The sequence below is a fragment of the Lentzea aerocolonigenes genome (assembly GCF_000974445.1).
Classification (GTDB): Bacteria; Actinomycetota; Actinomycetes; order Mycobacteriales; family Pseudonocardiaceae; genus Lentzea; species Lentzea aerocolonigenes.
In genome coordinates, this window is record NZ_BBOJ01000012.1 from 259,181 (window position 1) to 278,094 (window position 18,914).

Annotated in this window: 19 protein-coding genes; 3 read left to right on the forward strand and 16 right to left on the reverse strand. The window is 68.6% G+C overall.

Annotated features, from left to right (window positions below; genetic code table 11):
• Positions 1-10 precede the first annotated feature (10 nt).
• Positions 11-862, forward strand: a complete 852-nt coding sequence (locus AOM45_RS23925; RefSeq protein WP_236703808.1) for an XRE family transcriptional regulator — start codon at positions 11-13, stop codon at positions 860-862.
• Between the two features lie 2 nt (positions 863-864).
• On the opposite strand, the gene AOM45_RS23930 is transcribed toward AOM45_RS23925, so the two are convergent.
• The 14 genes from AOM45_RS23930 to AOM45_RS23995 form a co-directional block, all read right to left on the reverse strand.
• The gene (locus AOM45_RS23930) at positions 865-2,082 is read right to left on the reverse strand and encodes an MFS transporter (RefSeq protein ID WP_051783224.1); all 1,218 of its coding nucleotides are present in this window, start codon (positions 2,080-2,082) and stop codon (positions 865-867) included.
• Positions 2,083-2,173: 91 nt separating this feature from the next.
• Complete coding sequence (locus AOM45_RS23935; protein WP_063757019.1) at positions 2,174-3,043, reverse strand: SCO2207 family protein; 870 nt, start codon at positions 3,041-3,043, stop codon at positions 2,174-2,176.
• A 282-nt stretch (positions 3,044-3,325) separates the two neighbouring features.
• Positions 3,326-3,844 carry a GNAT family N-acetyltransferase gene (locus tag AOM45_RS23940; RefSeq protein WP_030467334.1) on the reverse strand — a complete coding sequence of 173 codons (519 nt, stop codon included), beginning with the start codon at positions 3,842-3,844 and terminating at the stop codon, positions 3,326-3,328.
• Entirely contained in the window at positions 3,841-4,494 is a 654-nt protein-coding gene (locus AOM45_RS23945; protein ID WP_162185650.1) for a GntR family transcriptional regulator, read from the reverse strand. The genes AOM45_RS23940 and AOM45_RS23945 overlap by 4 nt, the downstream gene beginning before the upstream one ends.
• Positions 4,495-4,504: 10 nt before the next feature.
• On the reverse strand, positions 4,505-5,842 hold the full coding sequence (locus AOM45_RS23950; protein ID WP_030467336.1) for an ABC transporter substrate-binding protein: 1,338 nt from the start codon (positions 5,840-5,842) through the stop codon (positions 4,505-4,507).
• Positions 5,839-6,741, reverse strand: a complete 903-nt coding sequence (locus tag AOM45_RS23955; protein ID WP_030467337.1) for an acetylxylan esterase — start codon at positions 6,739-6,741, stop codon at positions 5,839-5,841. Before AOM45_RS23955 ends, AOM45_RS23950 begins: the two co-directional genes overlap by 4 nt.
• Positions 6,735-8,891, reverse strand: coding sequence for a glycosyl hydrolase family 95 catalytic domain-containing protein (locus AOM45_RS23960; protein WP_051783225.1), 2,157 nt, complete (start codon positions 8,889-8,891; stop codon positions 6,735-6,737). The genes AOM45_RS23955 and AOM45_RS23960 overlap by 7 nt, the downstream gene beginning before the upstream one ends.
• Positions 8,888-9,757, reverse strand: a complete 870-nt coding sequence (locus tag AOM45_RS23965; RefSeq protein WP_030467339.1) for a carbohydrate ABC transporter permease — start codon at positions 9,755-9,757, stop codon at positions 8,888-8,890. Before AOM45_RS23965 ends, AOM45_RS23960 begins: the two co-directional genes overlap by 4 nt.
• 12 nt (positions 9,758-9,769) lie before the next feature.
• Positions 9,770-10,732 carry a carbohydrate ABC transporter permease gene (locus AOM45_RS23970; protein WP_169774248.1) on the reverse strand — a complete coding sequence of 321 codons (963 nt, stop codon included), beginning with the start codon at positions 10,730-10,732 and terminating at the stop codon, positions 9,770-9,772.
• Between the two features lie 22 nt (positions 10,733-10,754).
• The gene (locus AOM45_RS23975) at positions 10,755-12,698 is read right to left on the reverse strand and encodes a fibronectin type III domain-containing protein (protein WP_201780055.1); all 1,944 of its coding nucleotides are present in this window, start codon (positions 12,696-12,698) and stop codon (positions 10,755-10,757) included.
• A 15-nt stretch (positions 12,699-12,713) separates the two neighbouring features.
• The gene (locus tag AOM45_RS23980) at positions 12,714-13,802 is read right to left on the reverse strand and encodes a mandelate racemase/muconate lactonizing enzyme family protein (RefSeq protein WP_030467342.1); all 1,089 of its coding nucleotides are present in this window, start codon (positions 13,800-13,802) and stop codon (positions 12,714-12,716) included.
• A gap of 245 nt (positions 13,803-14,047) precedes the next feature.
• A complete protein-coding gene (locus AOM45_RS23985) occupies positions 14,048-14,503 on the reverse strand; it encodes an SRPBCC family protein (RefSeq protein ID WP_030467343.1) in 456 nt (151 codons plus the stop codon).
• A gap of 13 nt (positions 14,504-14,516) precedes the next feature.
• A complete protein-coding gene (locus AOM45_RS23990; RefSeq protein ID WP_030467344.1) occupies positions 14,517-15,377 on the reverse strand; it encodes an NmrA/HSCARG family protein in 861 nt (286 codons plus the stop codon).
• Between the two features lie 41 nt (positions 15,378-15,418).
• Complete coding sequence (locus AOM45_RS23995) at positions 15,419-16,351, reverse strand: D-2-hydroxyacid dehydrogenase family protein (protein WP_030467345.1); 933 nt, start codon at positions 16,349-16,351, stop codon at positions 15,419-15,421.
• Between the two features lie 25 nt (positions 16,352-16,376).
• Between AOM45_RS23995 and AOM45_RS24000 the strand changes: the two genes are divergently transcribed.
• Positions 16,377-16,838 carry a DUF3291 domain-containing protein gene (locus AOM45_RS24000; protein WP_030467346.1) on the forward strand — a complete coding sequence of 154 codons (462 nt, stop codon included), beginning with the start codon at positions 16,377-16,379 and terminating at the stop codon, positions 16,836-16,838.
• Here AOM45_RS24000 and AOM45_RS24005 read toward each other — a convergent pair.
• Positions 16,792-17,355, reverse strand: coding sequence for a TetR/AcrR family transcriptional regulator (locus AOM45_RS24005; protein ID WP_030467347.1), 564 nt, complete (start codon positions 17,353-17,355; stop codon positions 16,792-16,794). The two genes, AOM45_RS24000 and AOM45_RS24005, sit on opposite strands and share 47 nt — an antisense overlap.
• Positions 17,356-17,408: 53 nt before the next feature.
• Between AOM45_RS24005 and AOM45_RS24010 the strand changes: the two genes are divergently transcribed.
• Entirely contained in the window at positions 17,409-17,801 is a 393-nt protein-coding gene (locus AOM45_RS24010; RefSeq protein ID WP_156093790.1) for a hypothetical protein, read from the forward strand.
• Here AOM45_RS24010 and AOM45_RS24015 read toward each other — a convergent pair.
• A complete protein-coding gene (locus tag AOM45_RS24015) occupies positions 17,782-18,912 on the reverse strand; it encodes a lipase family protein (protein WP_030467349.1) in 1,131 nt (376 codons plus the stop codon). The two genes, AOM45_RS24010 and AOM45_RS24015, sit on opposite strands and share 20 nt — an antisense overlap.
• Positions 18,913-18,914 lie beyond the last annotated feature (2 nt).

The window sequence follows — 18,914 nt, forward strand, 5'->3', positions numbered from 1 at the left end:
CGTGACCTGCGTGGACGAGTTCGCAGAGGCGCTCCGGACGGCGATCACCAATCGCGGTCTCGCCCTCGAGCGCCTGCGCGAGCACCTCGCGCAGCACGGCGTGTCGGTGTCGATGGCGACGCTGAGCACCTGGCAGACGGGTCGCAGCCGTCCGGAGCGGCAGAAGTCGCTGCAGGCGGTCGTCCACTTGGAACACATCCTCCAGGTGCCGCCGGGCCACCTCTCCGAGCTCCTGGGCTCGCCGCGCTCACGGGGCCGCTGGCTGCGCAGGGCACCGGAGCCGATGTCCGCGTTCTGGCCGGACACCTCACCGGTCGAGGACGCGCTGCAGGACCTGGACACCCAGTGGGACGACCAGCTGATCCGGATCAGCCAGCAGGACTTCGTGACCATCGGGGCGGACAGGACCGAGAGGTCGTTCCGCTCGCGGCAGGTGCTGTCGGCGTCGATGAACGGACCTGACCGCTGGGTCGTGATCATGCACAGCGACGACTACGACCGGCCGTTGCCCGCGGTGCGCGCTCTGAAGAACTGCGAGATCGGGCGGCTGGTCGAGGACGAGGCGCGGGGCTTCCTGGTGGTGGAGCTGCTGTTCGGCCGCGTGCTGCGCAAGGGCGAGAGCATCGTGATCGAGCACGAGCTCGTCAACCAGGACCAGGACCTGAGTCCGCTCGCCTTCAGCTACGAGCGCAGGTTCCGGCTGCCGACGCGGGAGTACGTGCTGGAGCTGACCTTCGAAGGGGCGCCGCCCGCTTCCGTCGTGCAGCTCGCCGGCAACTCGCCCGTCGAACCGAGCCGGACGCTCCTGGACGTCGCTCTGGACGTGCCGCCGGGGGTGCGCGGTTTCCGCTGGGACTGGTGACGTCAGGACCTGGCGCTGAACCCTCGCGATGACGGGACCAGCGCGGCGGCCGCGGGAGCGGCGAAGCAGATCACCGCGCAGGCGATGAGCACGGCGCTCGTGCCGAACCCTTCGACCGCCGGCGCGATGAACGCCAGGCCGACCGGCGCCAGGCCGTACGACAGCAGGAAGTCCAAAGAGGACACACGGGCGAGCTTGCCCGGTTCGACCTCGCGCTGGGTCGCGGTGAACCAGGGCACGTTGAACAGCTCGATGCCGACTCCCGTCACGGCGTACGCACCGATCAGGACGAACGGGTGCACCGGCACCAGCAGGAACAGCGGTATCAGGCCGTAGCAACCGAGCCCTGCCAGCGCGGCCCACCCCGCTGACCGCGGCCGCCAGCGGGCGATCAGCACCGCGCCCAGCAGAGCGCCGACGGTGTACGCGGTCGTGGCGGCCGCCAGCACCGCCTCCGTGTCGTAGCGATCCCTGCTCACGACAGGGAGCAGGACGGCCGACGCGGAATAGCCGGTCGCGATCACCACGGTCAGCGCGCTGAGCCCGGCGAGGAACCACGGGTGACGGCGCGCCTCCCTGACGCCCTCGACGAAGTCGGCGACGAACCCCGCTCGGGTGGCATCGGCCCGCACCGGCCTGCCGTTGCCCGCAGGCGGCACGAGCGCGGCCAGCAACCACACCGCGGCCGTGACCGCCAGCAACGCACGGGCGTCCACCAGCAGTGAGGCCAGGGCGGTGAGGCTCGGCGCGACCAGCGTGGTCACCCGCACGGCCAGTGTCATCGCCGCGTTGGCCTGCTGCCGTCCGGACTCCGGCACCACCTCGGCCACTAGTGCCTGGAACGCCGGGCGGCACGCGCCCTGACCGGCCCCGACGATCGTCGCCGCAACGGCCATCAGCAGCAGCGACCTGCCCATGCCGAGGGCGATGACCGGTGTCGCGACCGCGGCCGTGAGGCAGGACCAGAAGACCACGACACGGCGGGCGTACCGGTCGGCCAGCACCCCGGCGACAGGCACCGCCGCGAGGAATCCCGCTGTTCTGGTGGCCAGCACGACACCCAGTTCAACGGCCGTGATCGAACGTTCGAGCACCGCGAGACCCAGCACGAACGGCAGGGCCCACATCGCGAGACCCGAGGCTGTCGTGCCGGTCCACAGACGGAGGAACGAGGTGTTCCGCAAGACTGACGGTGGCGCCGGTACTTCTTTCTCGGTCACCGGACCAAGATCTCACCTGAGCGCACACAGCACAACGGACGGGCACACCCCCTTGCGCCATCCGGGGGACGTACCCGTCCGTTGTGGACAGTCAGCCGATCTTCTCGATCTTCGCGTTGCGGATCAGGAACTTGCCGGGCTCACGCACCTGTTCGAAGGCCGCGTTGTTCAGCAGCGCGCAGCTGCCGGACACGGACGCCACCTTGACGGTGGTGGACTTGTTGTTGTCCAGGTTGGTGACCTTCAGCGTGGTGCCGACGGGGAAGGTGCCGCTCGACGCGGCGGGCGCGCCGCCCTCGCCGGACAGCGTGACGGTCGAGCCCTGGCAGACCTGCTGGCCGGCCGCGCCTCCACCGTTGTTGTTGCCCTGGTTCGCATCGGGCTTCGGTGCGGGCTTGGTCGTCGCCTGGCCCTGACCGGCGTTGTTGCCCTGGTTCGCGTTGCCCTGGTTCGCATTGCCCTGGCCGGCGTTGGCCGCGCCGCCGTCACCCTTGCAGCCCGCCGCCTTGCGTCGCTGCTGGATGAGGTCGACCACGGCCTGCCGGTTCGCGATGCGGGCCTCGGACTGCGCGTCCGGCTTGGCCTTCTGCCCCGCGATGAAGCTCAGGTTGTTCTGCAACGCCTTGTCCAGTCCGCCGCAGTCCTCGCCGGACGTGGCCGCCTGGCCCTTCTCGGGCTGCGCCTGGACGTTCTTGCCACAACCAGCCGCCGCACGCCGCTGGTTGATGAGGTTGACGACCGCCTGCCGGTTGGCGATGCGGGCGTCCGACTGCGCGTCGGGGTTCGCCTGCTGACCGGCGATGAAGTTCAGGTTGTTCTGCAGGGCGGTGTCCAGTCCGCCGCAGTCCTCAGCCGCGTTCGAGTCCGTGCTGCTGAAGGCGAAGATGCCACCGGCGACAGCAGCGACCGCGAGCATGGCGCCCGCGCCGATCATGGCGGGCTTGCGGTGTCGAGCGCCCATTCGATTCTCCTCGGGGGTCGATCGGTGTTGTACCGATGACTACGGGGAGGTCACGGAGGGGGTTCAAATCGGACTAGACCACAGGGCATTTTAAATCCGTTTAAGCTTAAGGGTTCTCAGCATTTCCGCTGATCAACTGCGATTCGGTCGGCGCGGCGGCAGGACCGGTTCGTTGCCGCACGAATGGACCGGAGCGGACCCGCACACCCCGTTCGCGAGCCGGCGGGCCCGCAGTCCCGTTCGACTGCGTTCGACACATTCCACATCGGCCGTTCGACGGTCTCAGGAGCGGACGTGCCGATGGCCGCGCGAGGGGAAGGCCGGCGGTGCGGGCGGCAGCACGTCGTGCAGGACGTAGCCGCACTTCTCCGCGACCTGGCAGGAGGCAGGGTTGTCCTCGGCGTGCAGCAGGTCCAGGCGGGTCAGCCGGACGATCTGCTGGGTGTCCAGCGCCCACCGGGACGCGGTCTCCAAGGCAGAGGTGGCGATGCCGCGGCCACGGGCCCGGGCTGCCGTCCAGTAGCCGACCTCGGCCACCCCGGCGCCCACGGCCTTCACCACCACGTGGCCGAGGGGATCGTTGTCGTCCGCCACCACGGCGAAGCTGAACCGGGTGGCGGAGGCCCAGCCGGAAGCCTGGGCGTCCAGCCAGCGCCCGGCCTCGGTGTCGTCAGCCAGGGAGGTGACCAACCGCTTGCGCAGCTCCGGATCGCGGTGCGCGGCGACCAACGCTCCCCGATCGCCCGACCGCCACGGGCGCAGCCACAAGGCGGCCCCAGGTGTGGACAGCACGACTGTCACATCCGGTCCAGCAGACGGGCCCGCGCCACTTCCAGGTGCGCGGTCATGGCGTCACGAGCCCCGTCCGAGTCCCCGGCCACCAGCGCGTCCACGATCGCGCGGTGCTCGGTGATGGTCTGCACCCCGAACGGCTGCTGGAAGTTCAGCCGGAACAGGTGCAGGTGGCAGTGCGTCTTGGCGAAGGACTGGAGCACGGCGTCGTTGCCCGCGATCCGCAGGATGAGCTCGTGCAGCCGCTGGTCGTGCGCCGTGAGGTTCTTGTAGTCGTCGTAGGCGTCATCGGCAGGAGCCGCCGGACAGGTGGCCAGCTCCTCCTCGATCAGGACCACGTTCTCCGGCGTCATGCGGGCTGCCGCCAGAGCCGCGGACGGCGGCTCCAGCAGCAGGCGCAGGGCGTACAGGTCGTCCACCTGCTTGCGGTTCAGCAGGTCCGTCACGCGGTAGCCGCGCAACGGCAGCCTGCTGACCAGTTCCTCCGACTCGAGGCGCGCGAGGGCCTCGCGGACCGGTGTCGGGGACACGTCGAGCTGGCGCGCGATCTCGTCGATGTTGACGCGGGCGCCCGGCTCGATGCCGTCGCTCATGATCAGCGCACGGATCTGCTCGTAGACGTCGTCCGCGAGCACGCGCCTGCTCGGTATCCGCAACACCACTCCTCCGTCAGTTCTTCGCCAGTATCTCCTGGCTGACGCGTTCCATCTCGGCGAACACGTCATCCGAGCGCCGGCCGCCGAAATAGGCCTCGAACAACGGCTGCTCGGCGGACTGCACGGCCGAACCGTTGGCATAAGCGGTCGACGGGTGCAGAACGCCGTCCTTCACGTACTGGTTGAACACGGTGAGGTCGACGCCCTGGGACTTCATCGAGGTCACGGTGTTGTCCATGGCGGCGGGAATCGACGGGAAGAACGTGCCGGAGGCGCCCGCCCTGGTCTGGCACTCCTCGCTGCCCATGTAGCTGACCCACTTCCAGGTCAGGTCCGGGTTCTTGGTGCCGGCCCAGATGTTGTTGCCGTTCGAGTTGGAAAGCACCGAACGCGTGCCCGAGGGGCCGAGCGGCGTCGGCGCGATGCCCACGGGCACGCCGGGGATCTTGCCGAACGACGGCGCGGACCACGACCCGCCGATCGTCATCGCGGTCTTGCCCGAGCCCACCAGGTCGATGTCGGAGATCGTCGACTGGTTGCCGGTGGTGAACGTGCCGAGCTTCGGCGAGAAGCCGCGCTCGGTCAGCGACGTCACCCACTTCATCGTCTTCACGAAACGCGGATCGGTGAAGTTGAACTTCGTGGGCCACTGGTCCTTGTCACCCATCTTCCAGCCGAGCGTCGAGACGAGCGGCGCCCACGTCGTCTCGCCGATGAAGCTGCGGCCCGCGATGGCACCGACGCCGTAGGTGGCGATGGCGTTCTTGTCGAACCCGGGCTCGTCGCCGCGCTTGCCGTTCTTGTCGATCGTCAACCGCGCCACGATCTTCTCGAATGTGCCGCCGTCGTCGGGGTTCCAGGTCATCTTCGCCACGTCCGCCTCGGCGATCCCGGCCTTCGCCAGGGCGTCCTTGCTGTAGTAGATGCCGGCCGCGGCCCAGTCCAGCGGCAGCGCGTACTGCTTGCCGTCGGTGAACTTCCACGTGTCGACGCCGACGGAGTACTTCTTCAGGTCCACAGAGGACTTCGCGATGAGGTCGTCGAGCGGCATCAGCTGGTGTTGACCGGCGTAGGCCTGGAGGAACTGCACGGAGTTCTGGAACGCGTCCGGCGCGGTGCCCGCCACGAACCCTGCGGTGAGCTTGGTGAAGTAGTCGTCGACGTTGTAGCGGGTGATCTTCACGTCGGTGCCGGGGTTGGCGGCCTCGAACGCCTTCTCGCACTCGCCGTAGGCCACTGCCTGCTTGTCGTCCCAGGTCCACCAGTTCACGGTGTTGCCGGAGCCCGTGTCGGAACTCCCGCAACCCGCGACCACCAGTGCTGTCACGGCTGCCAAGGCGGCGATCTTCATCGAAGCTCCAATCGGGAACGGAAGGCGTCGAGTGCGATGTCGAGGTCGTCGGAGCCGCCCGCCTCGTGGGCGCTGTGCTCCCAGATCTGGATCTGCCGCGGTCCGGCGTAGGCGTGGTAGGCGCCGAACACGGTGGACGGCGGCACGATGTCGTCCATCAGGCCGACCGAGAACCAGGCGGGGGCGACTGCTCGAGCGGCGAACCCGACACCGTCGAAACAGGACAGCGTCGGGAAGATGTCGGATCGCCGGTTCTCGGCGATGTAGGTCGTCAGTTCGGTGTAGGGCGGGCGGCCGCAGACGTTCAGCGCCCTGCGGAAGTCGCACAGGAACGGCGCCTGCACGTGCACGGCGGCCAGGTCGGGCACCAGACCGGCCGCGGCCAGCGCGATCCCGCCACCCTGGCTGTTGCCGATCACGAAAACCTTTGAAAATCCCAACGCGCGCACGGCATCCACCGCGCGCACGGCGTCCGTGAACACGCGGCGGTAGAAGTACGTTGAACGGTCGGCGATCCCTCGGGTCATGAACCCCGCGCCACCGCGTTGATCCCGCACCTCGACCTGGAGGTGCGCGAACCCGGCGCTGGCCCAGGTCAGGTTCTCGACCGCGCTCCCCCGGTTGCTGCCGTACCCGTGGTACTGCACGACAGCGGGCAGGCCGATCTCGCCTTTGGGGGTCCGCAGCCACGCGCGGATCCGGTCGCCGCCGAAGCCGGAGAACGTCACGTCGTAGACGTCCAGCGTCCGCAACGGAGTGGCAACCGGCACCGCCTCGACCTGCAACGGAAGCGAACGAGCCTCGGCCAGCGTCGAGTCCCAGAACGAGTCGAAATCGTCCGGCCGCACATAAGAGCTGCGGTACTCCCACAGCTCGTCCAGGCCGAGGTCGGTCAGCACGAGATCCTCCCGCGCACATCAACGACGTCGGTCACCACGACCTCGGTCAACTCTCCGCCGATGCGTACCGGCACGACCTCCGCGGCGTCACCGGACAACCGCCGCACCCGGACGGACACGAAACCGTCGTGCCAGGTCACGTCGACCGCCAGCCCGCCGCGGCAGCGCAGGCCGCGAGCCGAGCCGCGCGACCACCCGGACGCCAGCGCGGGCAGGACGTCGATCACGCCGGTGTGGCTCTGCACCACGACTTCCGACAACGCCGCCGTGAAGCCGAAGTTGCCGTCGATCTGGAACGGCGGGTGCGTGCTGAACAGGTTGGGAAGCAGGCCGCCCCACTCCGAGCCGTCGAACGGCGCGTCGCGGTGGCGGTCGCCGGTGAACGGTTGCGAGGCCTCCGACAGCAACGACTTCACGGTCTCGGCGTCACCCAACCGGGCCCGCAGCGCCATCTTCCAGGCCCACGACCAACCCATCGCGCCGTTGCCGCGCCGGTCCAGCGACGCCACCGCCGCGTCGCCCAGCGGAGTGCCCGCGACAATTTGACCGAGCGGGTACACGGACACCAGGTGCGACAAGTGCCGGTGCGTCGGGTCCTCCTCCGGCCGATCTTCGACCCACTCCCCCAGCCGCTCGCCGAACACCGGCACCGGTCGCAGCCGGGGCAACGCGGCCGAGATCTCGGCGACGATCGGGTCGGCTCGGCCCGAAGCCAGTGCCAGCGCGAGAGTCCGTTCGAACACGGCACGGATCAGCACCACGTCCGTGGTCACCGACCACGTCAGCGCCTGAGGTTCGCCGTCGACGAGGAACCAGTTCTCCGGCGAAGTCGACGGGCACGTGTCCAGGTAGCCGTCCGGGCCTTCGACCAGCCAGTCGAGGCAGAACTCCGCACAGCCGTGCAGCAACGGCCACGCACGCTCCAAAGTGGACCGGCTGCGGGCGAAGTCGTAGTGGTCCCAGGCGTGCTGGACGAGCCACGAGCCGCCCATCTGCCAGATCGCCCACGACGGTGCGCCGTGCCCCATGCCGACCGGCAGCGACCAGCCCCACGCGTCGGTGTTGTGGTGGGCGACCCAGCCACGCGCACCGTACAACTCCCGCGCCACGTCCGCGCCGGTCACCGCGAGCTTCTCCAGCAGCTCCAGCAACGGTTCGTGGCACTCGGCCAGTCCGGTGACCTCGGCCGCCCAGTAGTTCATCTGCGTGTTGATGTTGATCGTGTAGTTGGACGACCAGGCAGGCCGCAGCTCGCCGTTCCAGATGCCCTGGAGGTTCGCGGGCGGCGCGCCGGGCCGTGACGACGAGACCAGCAGGTAGCGGCCGAACGCGAAGAGCACCGAGGCGATGAGCTGCTCGTCCTTGCCGGACAACAGTTCCGGCACGTCGACGACCTCGGGGACGTCGCCGAAGCTGACCGCGCACGCGTCCATCAACGTCATGTGGTTGCCGTGGCGTTTGCCGGTCCACCGCGACTCGGTCGTCGTGGAACTGGTCAGGGTCAGCAACCAGCGGTCGCTCTGCCGGATCTCGACCGACACCGTGCCGCGCTCGCCCGAGCCGTAGACGGGTGCCTCGACCTGGGGTTCGTGCTTCGGCGCGGAGTCCACGGGAATCTCGATCACGAGGTTGAGCCCGTCCCGCGAGACCTCGCGCAGCGGCGTTGTCAGCTCGACCCCGGCCGGCACCGCCCCGACGATCTCCACGCACAGGGCCGTTTCCGACGCCCACGTGCGCCGGACGACCTCTGCGCCATCAATGGTCAACCGCTCGGTGACCACGCCCGTGCTCAGGTCCAGCGTGCGGCCGTGCGACTCGCCCTCGGGCAGCGTGATCCACAGGTCCACGTACGGCAGAAACGTCTGGCTGTACGGGCCTTCGAACGACATCAGCAGCTCGGTCGCCCGCTCCAGATCACCGCCGAAGATCGCCGCACGCACTTGGGCGAGCCGTTCCGGACCAGCACCGGAAGCCAGCACGTCGGCCAACGCGAGAGAAGGCCCGTCCGCCGTGCCCGACCACACGGTCGCGTCGTTCACCTGCACGCGGGACCGGCCGGCCCCGCCGAACACCATCGCGCCAAGGCGTCCGTTGCCCACGGGCAGCGCCTCGGTCCACTCCGCCGCTTCACGCGGCCAGTGCAGTTTCACTTGATCCCCGTGAAGCCGATGGAGTTGACCAGCCGCCGCCCGAAGACCACGAACAGCAGCAACATCGGCATTGCCGCGACCAGCGTCGCCGCCATCAGGCCCGCCCAGTCCAGCGACGCCTGCGGTGAGGACTGCTTGAACACCGCGAGCGCCAGGGTGAGCGGCCGGACCGACTCGTCGTTGGTGACGAGCAACGGCCAGAAGTAGTCGTTCCAGGTCGTGATGAACGTCAGCAGCGTCAGGGTCGCCATCGGCGCGACACTCATCGGCAGCACGATCCGGAAGCACACCCGCAACGGCCCGGCGCCGTCGATGATCGCGGCCTCCTCGACCTCATTCGACAGCCCGAGCATGAACTGCCGCAGGAAGAAGATGTTGAAGGCCGAGAAGAACGCGCCCGGCAGGATCATGCCGCCGAACGTGTTGAGCAGCCCCAGGTCCTTCATCAGCACGAAGTTCGGCAGCAGCGTGAACACCGACGGCACCATCAGCGCGGTGAGCAGCACGCCGAAGACAACGTCACGGCCCTTCCACCGCAACCGCGCGAACGCGTAGGCCGCCAACGCCGAGAACCCGACCGTGCACAGAGTCAGCAGCCCTGCGTACACAACGGAGTTCCACAGCGCCAAAGCCAGGTCGATCTTGGCGCCCGAACCGCCTTCCGCCGCGGCCTCGGCGGGCGTCGCGAGGCCGAGAGCGCGTTTGAACGGGCCCCACGTGAAGTCCACGGGCAGCAACGACGACGGGTCCGTCGACATCGCGAAGTTGTTGGACAGCGCGGTGCGCAGGATCCAGTAGAACGGGAAGATCGTGATCAGCAGGACGACGATCAGGTAGCCCCACGCGACGGTTCGGCCGACTCTCACCGGAGCCTCCCTTCAGTTCGTGTCCGACTCGCCCGCACGGGCCATCCGCAGCTGCGTGAAGGTCACCGCGACGAGCAGCAGGAACAGGGCGAGCGACATCGTTGCGGCATAACCGAAGTCGAACTGGCCGAACGCCTTGTCGTAGATGTACATCTGGAGCACGAGCGACGCGTCCGCCGGACCGCCCTTGGTGCTGACCTGGACGATGTCGAAGACCTGGGTCGCGCTGATCACGTTGAGGATCACGACCATCACCAGGATCGGCCGCAGCAGCGGCAACGTCAGCGAGCGGAACATCTGCCACTCCGACGCGCCGTCGATCCGGCCGGCCTCGTAGATCGACGCGGGGATCGTCTGCAGGCCCGCGAAGAGGAGAACCGCGTTGTAGCCCATGGACTTCCACACGTTCAACGCCGCCAGCGTCGGCACCGCCCAGCCGCCGGAACCGAAGAACAGGAGAGGCTCGCCGGTGACCCACGTGATCAACTGGTTCACGATGCCGAGCTGCGGGTCGAGCATCCACGTCCACACCAGTGCCGTGACAACGCCGGAGATGAGGAACGGCAGGATCATCAGCCCGCGGACCGTCGTGTTGACCCCCAGGCGGTGCAACACGACCGCCGTGACGAGCGAGACGCCGACACCCAGCACCACGGACAGCACCACGAAGTACGCGGTGACGCCGAGCGAGTGCCAGAACCTGCCGTCGCCGACCAGTTCCTGGATGTTCGCGAGCCCCGTGAACACCGGCGGGGTGAGGATGTGGAACTCGGTGAAGCTCAGGTAGACGCCGCGCAGCATGGGGTAGGCGAAGAACACGCCGAACCCGAGGATCGCGGGCGTGACGAGCAGCCACGCGACCCACGTGTCGTTGCGGCGCGAGGCGGGGCCGGGACGCCGCCGTGTGGGTGGAGGCGCCGCGGTGACAGGTCTGCGCACGACCTGGGCGCTGGAGTCCTGCACGGTTGTCACCACGACGCCTCCTGTCCGAGAAGGGTTAGATGCGGATGCTGTCGACGTCGAACACGGAGTCGTCGGGGTTGCCGAAGCGGATCGTGTTGTTGCCCGCCAGCAGGTAGATCGGCACGGTGACCTTCTGCGGCGCGTTCCAGTTGTCGTCGTTCGACCCGGCGACGGGGAGCTTGAAGCTGGTGCCGTTCACCGTGACGACACCGGTCCGGCTGGAGCTCGCGTCGATGTAGGACAGCTCAACCAGGTAGGTGCCCTCGCGCGGCACGGTCACCGTCGGCATCGTGAGCACACCGCTACCGCCGATGAACCCGACCTTGTTGCCGTTCGAGCACGCGCAGCCGTAGACGGTCGCGCCACCGCCCACGCTGCCCTTCTCCGCCTCGTACGTCACGGATTCCTTTGGCGTCACGAAGGAAACCGGCTTCGAGCGGCTGCCGTTCTGCACGACCGTGAACTCGTAGGAGGTCGACGGGGTCAGGCCGGTGACGGTCACCTTCGTGTCGGTGGTCGACGCGACCTTCTTGTTGCCCGCGTAGACGTCGTAACGGATGCCGGACTTCCCGTACCACTTCAGGGAGATGCTCGTCGGCGTGGCGGCGGTGCCCTGGACGACGCCGGGAGCGACGGCCGAGCGCGGGGTGATCTTCAGCAGCTTCGTGCCGTGCACCGGCAGGTCCGCGGTGAACGAGCCCTTGGCCTGACCGATGTCCATGCGCTCCCAGACGTCGCGGACCCTGGCGTTGCCGGAGATCCCGAGCTGGGCGAGGTCCGCGGTGACGCTCGCGGGCTTCGAGCCGAGGTTGAACAGCGCCACGGTGTAGCTGCCGTCGGCGTTGCGGGCGTACCAGACCTGCTGGTCGGAGAACTGGTCGACCGGACGGGCTGGTATCCCGGCCTGGTTGATCGCGATGACCTCGTCGTTGGTGAGGAGCTCGTGGCCGAAGTCGTCGATCTTGGTGAGGTCGTCGCCCAGGTACAACGGTGAGCTGGAGATCGCCCACAACGTCATGTAGCTGCGGCGTTCGGCCTCGGTGATGCCGTCCATCTCACCGTTGCCGACGGCGAGGCTGTCGAGGTTGTTCCACTGGCCGGGGCCCGCGTCGTCGATCCACTGCACGACGTCGTTCCACCGCTGCTTCACCGACTGGTTCCACGTGACGAGCGTCGGGCAGTAGCACTCGACGTCGGTGTCGATGCGCCAGCCGTTGGTGTTGGCCTTCCACACGTCGGCCTGGCGGTGGCTGAGCGCCCACGAGATCAGGAACTGGATCGGGCGGCCGGTGGCCTTGAGCGCGGAGTTCCACGCCTTCACGTCGTCGGTGTTGTCGTAGTTCTCGCCGCCCCTGAAGCTGCCGGGGCCGACGCCGTCGAGCTTGAGGAAGTCGACGCCCCACCCCGCGAGCACCTGTGCGATCGAGTCGATGTACTTCTGCGAGCACGGGTTGGCGAAGTTCATCTTGTAGGCGGTGTCCCACCCGTTGGTCTTGCGCAGGTCCGGGTAGACGAGGTCCTTGGTGGTGCAGCCGGGCGCGTTGTGGATCGGCGTCCTGCCGTCGTTGTAGGCCTTGAGGTCCAGGCCGACCGCGAAGTACGAGCCGAACTTGAGGCCTTTGCCGTGCACGTACTCGCCGAGCCACTTGAAGCCGTGCGGGAACTTCTTGGCGTCCACGACCGGCCGGCCGTACTCGTCGAACGAGCCGAGCCAGCCCGCGTCGACGTTCACGTGGTTGTAGCCGTGCTTCTTGAACCTCGCCGCGAGCACGTCCGCTTGGGCGAGGACGTTCTTCTCGTTCAACCAGCTGGCGGGACCGTCCGGGTTCACCCCGGGGTGGTTGGTCGCCTGCAACGTCCAGCTGCTCCAGCCCATGTACGGCTTCTCGCCCAGTACGGGGGCCTGCTGTTGTGCTTGGGCCGCCGGAACCGCGATCAGCGACGCGAGCAGGCCGGCAACGACACCTAACGCTCTCAAGACCACTCCTTCGTTTCAGGCGACCCGGAGGTCTTCCATCGCGTCGCGGTCCCAGTCGATGCCGAGACCCGGCGTGTCAGGCGCGAGTGCGTGTCCGTTGTGGACTGTCAGCTCGCTCTTGGTGATGCCGCGCAGCTGCGGGATGTGCTCCACGAACCTCCCGTTGGGCAGCGCGGCCGCGAGGCTGACGTGCAGCTCCATCAGGAAGTGCGGGCAGACGTCGGCGTTGAACGCCTCCGCGAGGTGCGCGACCTTGAGGAACGGCGTGATGCCGCCGATCCGTGCCGCGTCGACCTGGACGATCGAGGCGGCACCGCGTTCGAGGTACTCGCGGAACTGCGCCACCGAGTACAGCGACTCCCCCACCGCGATCGGGATGCTCGTGCTGCGAGCGAGCCGTTCGTGCCCAGTCACGTCGTCGGCGGGCAGCGGTTCTTCGAGCCACGCGAGGCCGGCGTTCTTGAAGGCCTCAGCGCGCCGGATCGCCTCGGCACCCGTCATGGACTGGTTGGCGTCGACCATGATCGCGAACCGCTCGCCGACCGCTTCCCTGACGGCTTCGAGCCGTTCGACGTCCTCGGTCAGGTCAGGCTTGCCGACCTTCATCTTGATGCCCTGCCAGCCCTGCGCCGCCGTCTCCTTCGCGCCTTTGACGAGGTCTTCTGTGGACAGGTGCAGCCAGCCGCCCTCGGTGTCGTACAGCGGCACCTCCTGCCGGAAGCCGCCTGCCCTGCGCCACAACGGTTCCCCGGCGCGCAGGCAGTGCAGGTCCCACAGCGCGGTGTCGACGGCGGCCAGGGCGAGCGAGGTGATCGCGCCGACCGTGGTGCTGCGCGTGCTCGCGAACAGGTCCTGCCAGATCCGCTCGATCCGGCGCGCGTCGACGTCGACGAGCCGCGGCAGCAGGTGGTCCTTCAGTAGGGCGAGGACCGAGCTGCCGCCCGTGCCGATCGTGTAGGCGTAACCGAGTCCCGTGAGGCCGTCGTCGGTCGCGATCTCGACGAAGACCGTCTCCTGCTTGACGAACTGCTGGACCGCGTCGGTGCGCAGCGTCTCGACGGGAACATCGACCTGGAACGCCTCGGCACGCAGGACCTTTGCCACGCCAACTCCTCGGATCTCTGATCCTATAGGATATTTGACGGGGATTGAACGCTGGCGTTTCGAGGGTGTCAACCGTCGTTCGGCCACGCTCCCACGCTGGTGAGAGCGTTTACAACGGGGTGAGGCGACCGGTTCTTGTTCCGGTCCTCCGATGTTTGCAGCTCACAGCCGTGACAAGCCTTGTGCAGGCGTGTTGGACTGCGAGTGAAGATGTGAGCGTTTCTGTCCGATTGTCAGCGGACGGGTCAGGCGGACTCCGCCGCCCGCTTCAGCCGCTCCAGCGTCGCCACGATGTTGGCCTGGTTCGTCACCGCGCGGTCCTTGACCCCGGTGGCGAGCACGGTGATCGGCTTGTACCAGCTCGGCCGGCGGTCCCAGGTGGACTCCGTGACGCGGCAGCCGTCCGCCGTCCGTTCGATGTCGTACTGCCAGCGCGACACCGGCATCCCGAGCGACTTCACCTCGAACGCGAACCGCTCGGCCGAGCAGTCGGTGACCGTGGACGTCGTCGGCCAGACCCGCCAGCCGCGCTTGTTGACGCCGCGGAACCGCGCCCCGACGGCCGGCCCGGACGTGCCCAGCCACTTGCCGCCCGCGTACTCCTCGGCGACGCCGCTCAGCCCTCGCAGATCGCTGACCAGGTCGAACACCCGTTGCGGGGTCGCGGCGATGTCGATGTGCGCGGAGGCGTCCGGCGTCATGCCGCCGAACTTACTACGAGTAGGTTCGCTGCACCAGCCACTGTTCGACGGTCTTCACGGACGGCACGATCGCCCTGGTGGCGGAGGGGTCGGCGACGACTGGGTTCGCGTGCAGCCAGCGCCACATCTTCGTCAGGTCGTCGCCGACGAACCGGTGGAAGAGCCAGATCGGCATCGGGAAGCCCCGCAGCGCGCGGCCCGTCACCTTCCGCCAGAGCGCACGGCACTCGTCGATGGTCCGCACGTCCGCGCACAGCGGGACTTCCGCGCCCACGAACCGGCCCGGCTCGGCGAAGACCTTCGCCGCAACCGCACCCACGTCGTCGGCGCACAGCCACGGCAACGGCCGGTCGACGCCGACCAGCTTCGGCATCAGGTGCCACATGGACACGGGCGGGTAGAAGTCCTTGTCCGTCATCAGTTCCATGAACGCCATCGGGCGCAGGACCGTGAGCGGCAGACCGAGCGACTCCAGGTGTTCGCGTACGACGAGCTTGTTGTCCCACTGCCCGACACCGGTGCCCGGCACCCCCGGCCCGGCCGACGCGTACACGACGTGCCGCACCCCGGCCTCGGCCGCGGCGTCGCCGACCGCGCGTCCCTGCCGAACCTCGCCGTCGAGCCCGCTGATCATCGGGTTCTGGACGCTGAACACGCCCTGTGCTCCCACCATCGCCGGGCGCAGCGTCGCGATGTCGTCCATGTCCGCGCGCACCACCTCGGCGCCGGACGAGGAGAGCTTGGCGGCGGCGGCCGACGCGGGATCACGCGTCAACGCGCGCACCCGCCACCCGTCCGCGAGCAGGTGCCGTGCGACCGCACCGCCCTGACGGCCGGTCGCACCCGTGACCACGATCAACCCGGTGTCGTCCATCGCGGACCTCCTGGCTGTCTATCGCCAGGACGCGCCAACGGTTACTTCAGTTCGCGGATCGGCTCTCCCGCGACGAACGCGTGGACGTCCTCAACGGCCTCGCGGAAGTACGTGCGGTAGTTGGCCTCGGTGACGTAGCCGAGGTGCGGGGTGGCGAGAACGCTCGGCAGGGTCCGCAGCTCGTCGGTCAACGGCAGCGGCTCGACCTCGAACACGTCGAGCCCGGCACCGGCGATCCGCCTCTCCCGCAACACTTCCAGCAGGGCGGGTCCGTCCACGATGGCCGCACGCGAGGTGTTGACCAGGAACGCCGAGGGCTTCAGGCACGCCAGCGCCGCCGCGTCGACCAGTCCCCGGCTCCGCTCGCTCAACACGAGGTGGATCGACGCGAAGTCGCTCTGCCCCAACAGGTCGTGCAGCCCGGACGCCAGCCGCACACCCTCGGCCTCGGTCCGATCCTCGGTGAGGTTCGGACTCCACGCGACGACGTCCATCCCGAACGCCTTGCCGATCCGCCCCACCGCCTTGCCGAGGTTGCCGAACCCCACCAGCCCGAGCGTGCGGCCGGCGAGGTCGACGCCGACGGTGCTCTGCCACGGCCCGCCGCCGTGGAACGCCGCGTTCTCGACGACCAGGTGCCGGGCGAGACCGAGGATCAACGCCCAGGTCAACTCGGTCGGCGGCGTCTTGGCGCTACCGGTGCCGCAGACCGTGACGCCGTGCTCACGCGCCGCGGCGAGGTCGATGGAGGCGTTGCGCATCCCACTCGTGACCAGCAACCGGAGCTTCGGCAGCCGAGCGAACAACTCGGCCGTGAACGGGGTCCGCTCGCGCATGATCACGACGCACTCGGCGTCGGCCAACGCCGGTGCCGGGTCGTCCAGGTGTTCGCGCAGCACGGTCACGTCGAGACCGGACCAGTCGGCGTTGGCGAGCGCCACGCCCTGGTAGTCGTCCAGCACCACACACCTCATGGACCGATCATGTCAGAGTGGTGGCATGGGGGATTTTCACCTGGCGCAGGCCAACATCTCGACCGGGCGGTGGGCGTTCGACCACTGGCGGATGCGCGGGTTCACGAGCAGGGTCGACGCGATCAACGACCTGGCGGAGCGGGCGCCCGGTTTCGTGTGGCGGCCGACGTCCGACCGGATGACGGACGACCTGACCAGGCTGGGCCGCGACCCGTGGCGCGAGGCGTTCAACCTCAGCGTGTGGGACTCGGTCGAGGCCTTGTGGGAGTTCACGTTCGGCGGCCTGCACGTCGAAGCGGTCAAGCGCAGCGCTCAGTGGTTCGACCCCGGCAGCGCGGTCGACGTCATGTGGTGGGTGCCCGCGGGGCATCGGCCGACGACGGAGGAGGGGCTCGCGAAGCTCGACCTGGTCGCGCGCGAAGGCCCGACACCGGACGGGTTCACGTTCCGGCGGCGCTTCCCGGCGCCAGAGCACCCCGCACGATGATCTCCAGCAGCGGCCGCGGGTCGATCTCCTCACCTCGCGCGAACCGCTGCAGGAAGACCCCCTGGAAGCACGCGCCGATCGTGTCGGACGCCGCCACCGGGTCACGTGCGCCGAGGCGGGCGAGCGCGGGCACGAGCATCCCCGTCATCACGGCACGGCCGCTCAGCAACGCCTGCCGTATTCGTTCGTTCGCCGCGGACTCCATCCACAGCACCATGCGTGCGGTGGTCGTGACCTCATTAGGTCCGATCATGAAGTCGTACAGCCGGCACAGCTCGTCGATCAGGTCGGCCGCCGACTCGGGTTTCAGCGCTGCCTCGACCACGGGGACCTCCTGGCGCAGCATCCACTCCCCCACGCCGTCGAGCAGCGCGGCGCGGGTGCGGAAGTAGTTCGACGTCGAGCCCTTCGGCAGGCCGGCCCGTTCGTCGACGCGCGCGTGCGTCAGCCCGCGCAGCCCTTCCGTGCCGAGCAACTCGATCGCCGCGACGAGAGCACGGTCCCTGTTGGAGGTCACGCAATCACTATAGACGTAGTGACTTGACACTACGATCGTAGTACTGTCGGTCCATGACAGCGACAATCGCCCTGGCCGGGTGGGTGGTCAACATCTTGCTGGGCCTGGTACTCCTGTTCCGAGCACGAAGACACATGCCACCCCTCGCCTACTACCACCTCGTCACCGCGTTCGTCGGGCTCGGCCTCTGGATCGCCTTCATGGCCACGGACTCGGCCGCGCTGGCGTGGGCCGGATTCGCCGTGCTCACCCTGCACAACACCTTCGGCGACAGGCTCCGGATGAAGGGCTGGCGCCAGCGCAACCCCACCGCACAGGGAAACGCCTACTTCAAAGCCGTGCTGTACACGGCGAAGAGACCACTCCCGGCGGTGCACGCCATGATCTCGGGAGTGGTCTTCTTCCCGGCTCTCGCCGCCGCGCTGATCAGCAGTTGGGGTGCGTGACCCGGCCGGCGAACCGGTCGCCGAGCCAGTTCAGGGCGTTCGTGCCCCACGCGCTGATCGCCGCGATGTGCCCGAGCAGCGGCAGCGCCGTCCACTGCACGTCGGCGCCCAGCGAGCACCACTGCGTCCGCAGCTTCTGTCCGACGCTGAACGGAATGAGCTCGTCCACCGTGCCGTGGTAGAGGTACACGGGCGCGGCGGGTTTCACTGAACCGAGCGTGTTCTCCGTCAACCTCTTCTGCCACAACGGGTCCTGGATGACGTCCGGCCGCGTGGTCAGCGCGTTCAACCGTGTGAACGGTGCCACCAGGGCGATCTCGGCGACGCACGACTCGCGGATGGTGTCGAGGACGTGCTTCCCGCGGGTGTTCAGCACCGACGCCAGCGGCAGTTCCGGGTAGGCCGCGGCATAGCCGGCCGCCGCCGCGAACACGAGGCCCGATCCGGCGTTGCCGTCGTTGAACTTCGCGACCGCGTTGAGGTCGGCCGGCACGCCACCCGCCGCGACGCCGACGACGTTGAGCGAAGGCGCGTACGACTTCCACTGCTCGGCGGCGGCCGACGCGGCCTGACCTCCTTGTGAGTAGCCGAAAACGCCGACCGGAGCGTCAGCGGACAGGCCGGGAATGCTGCTCGCCGCCCGTGCGACGTCCAGCAGCGCACGTCCCTCCGAACGGGACACCGCGTAGGTGTGATCCCCTGGCGTGCCAAGGCCTTCGTAGTCGGTGACGGCGACGGCCCAGCCGTTGAACATGGCCTGCGCGAGGAACGCGATCTCGACCTCGGTGCCGTTCTGGAGCTGCCGCGACGGGGCGCACTGGTCGCCCATGCCCTGCGTGCCCATCGCGTACGCCACGATCGGGCGCGGGCCGTTGTTCCACGGCAGCGGCGACACGAGCACCATGCCGGACACGACGTTGCCCGCACCGGTGGCGGACGTGGAGCGGTAGCGGATGTCGTAGGCCTTCACCGGGGCGGGCAGCAGCCGCAACGGTTCCGGATGCCACGCCACCTCCCTGCTGCTGACGAGATCGCCCGGCGCGGCCGCCGCAGCGGGTGTGACCAGGGCTGATACCACGAGAACGGCGGCGAGCACGGCACGGCGCTTCATCA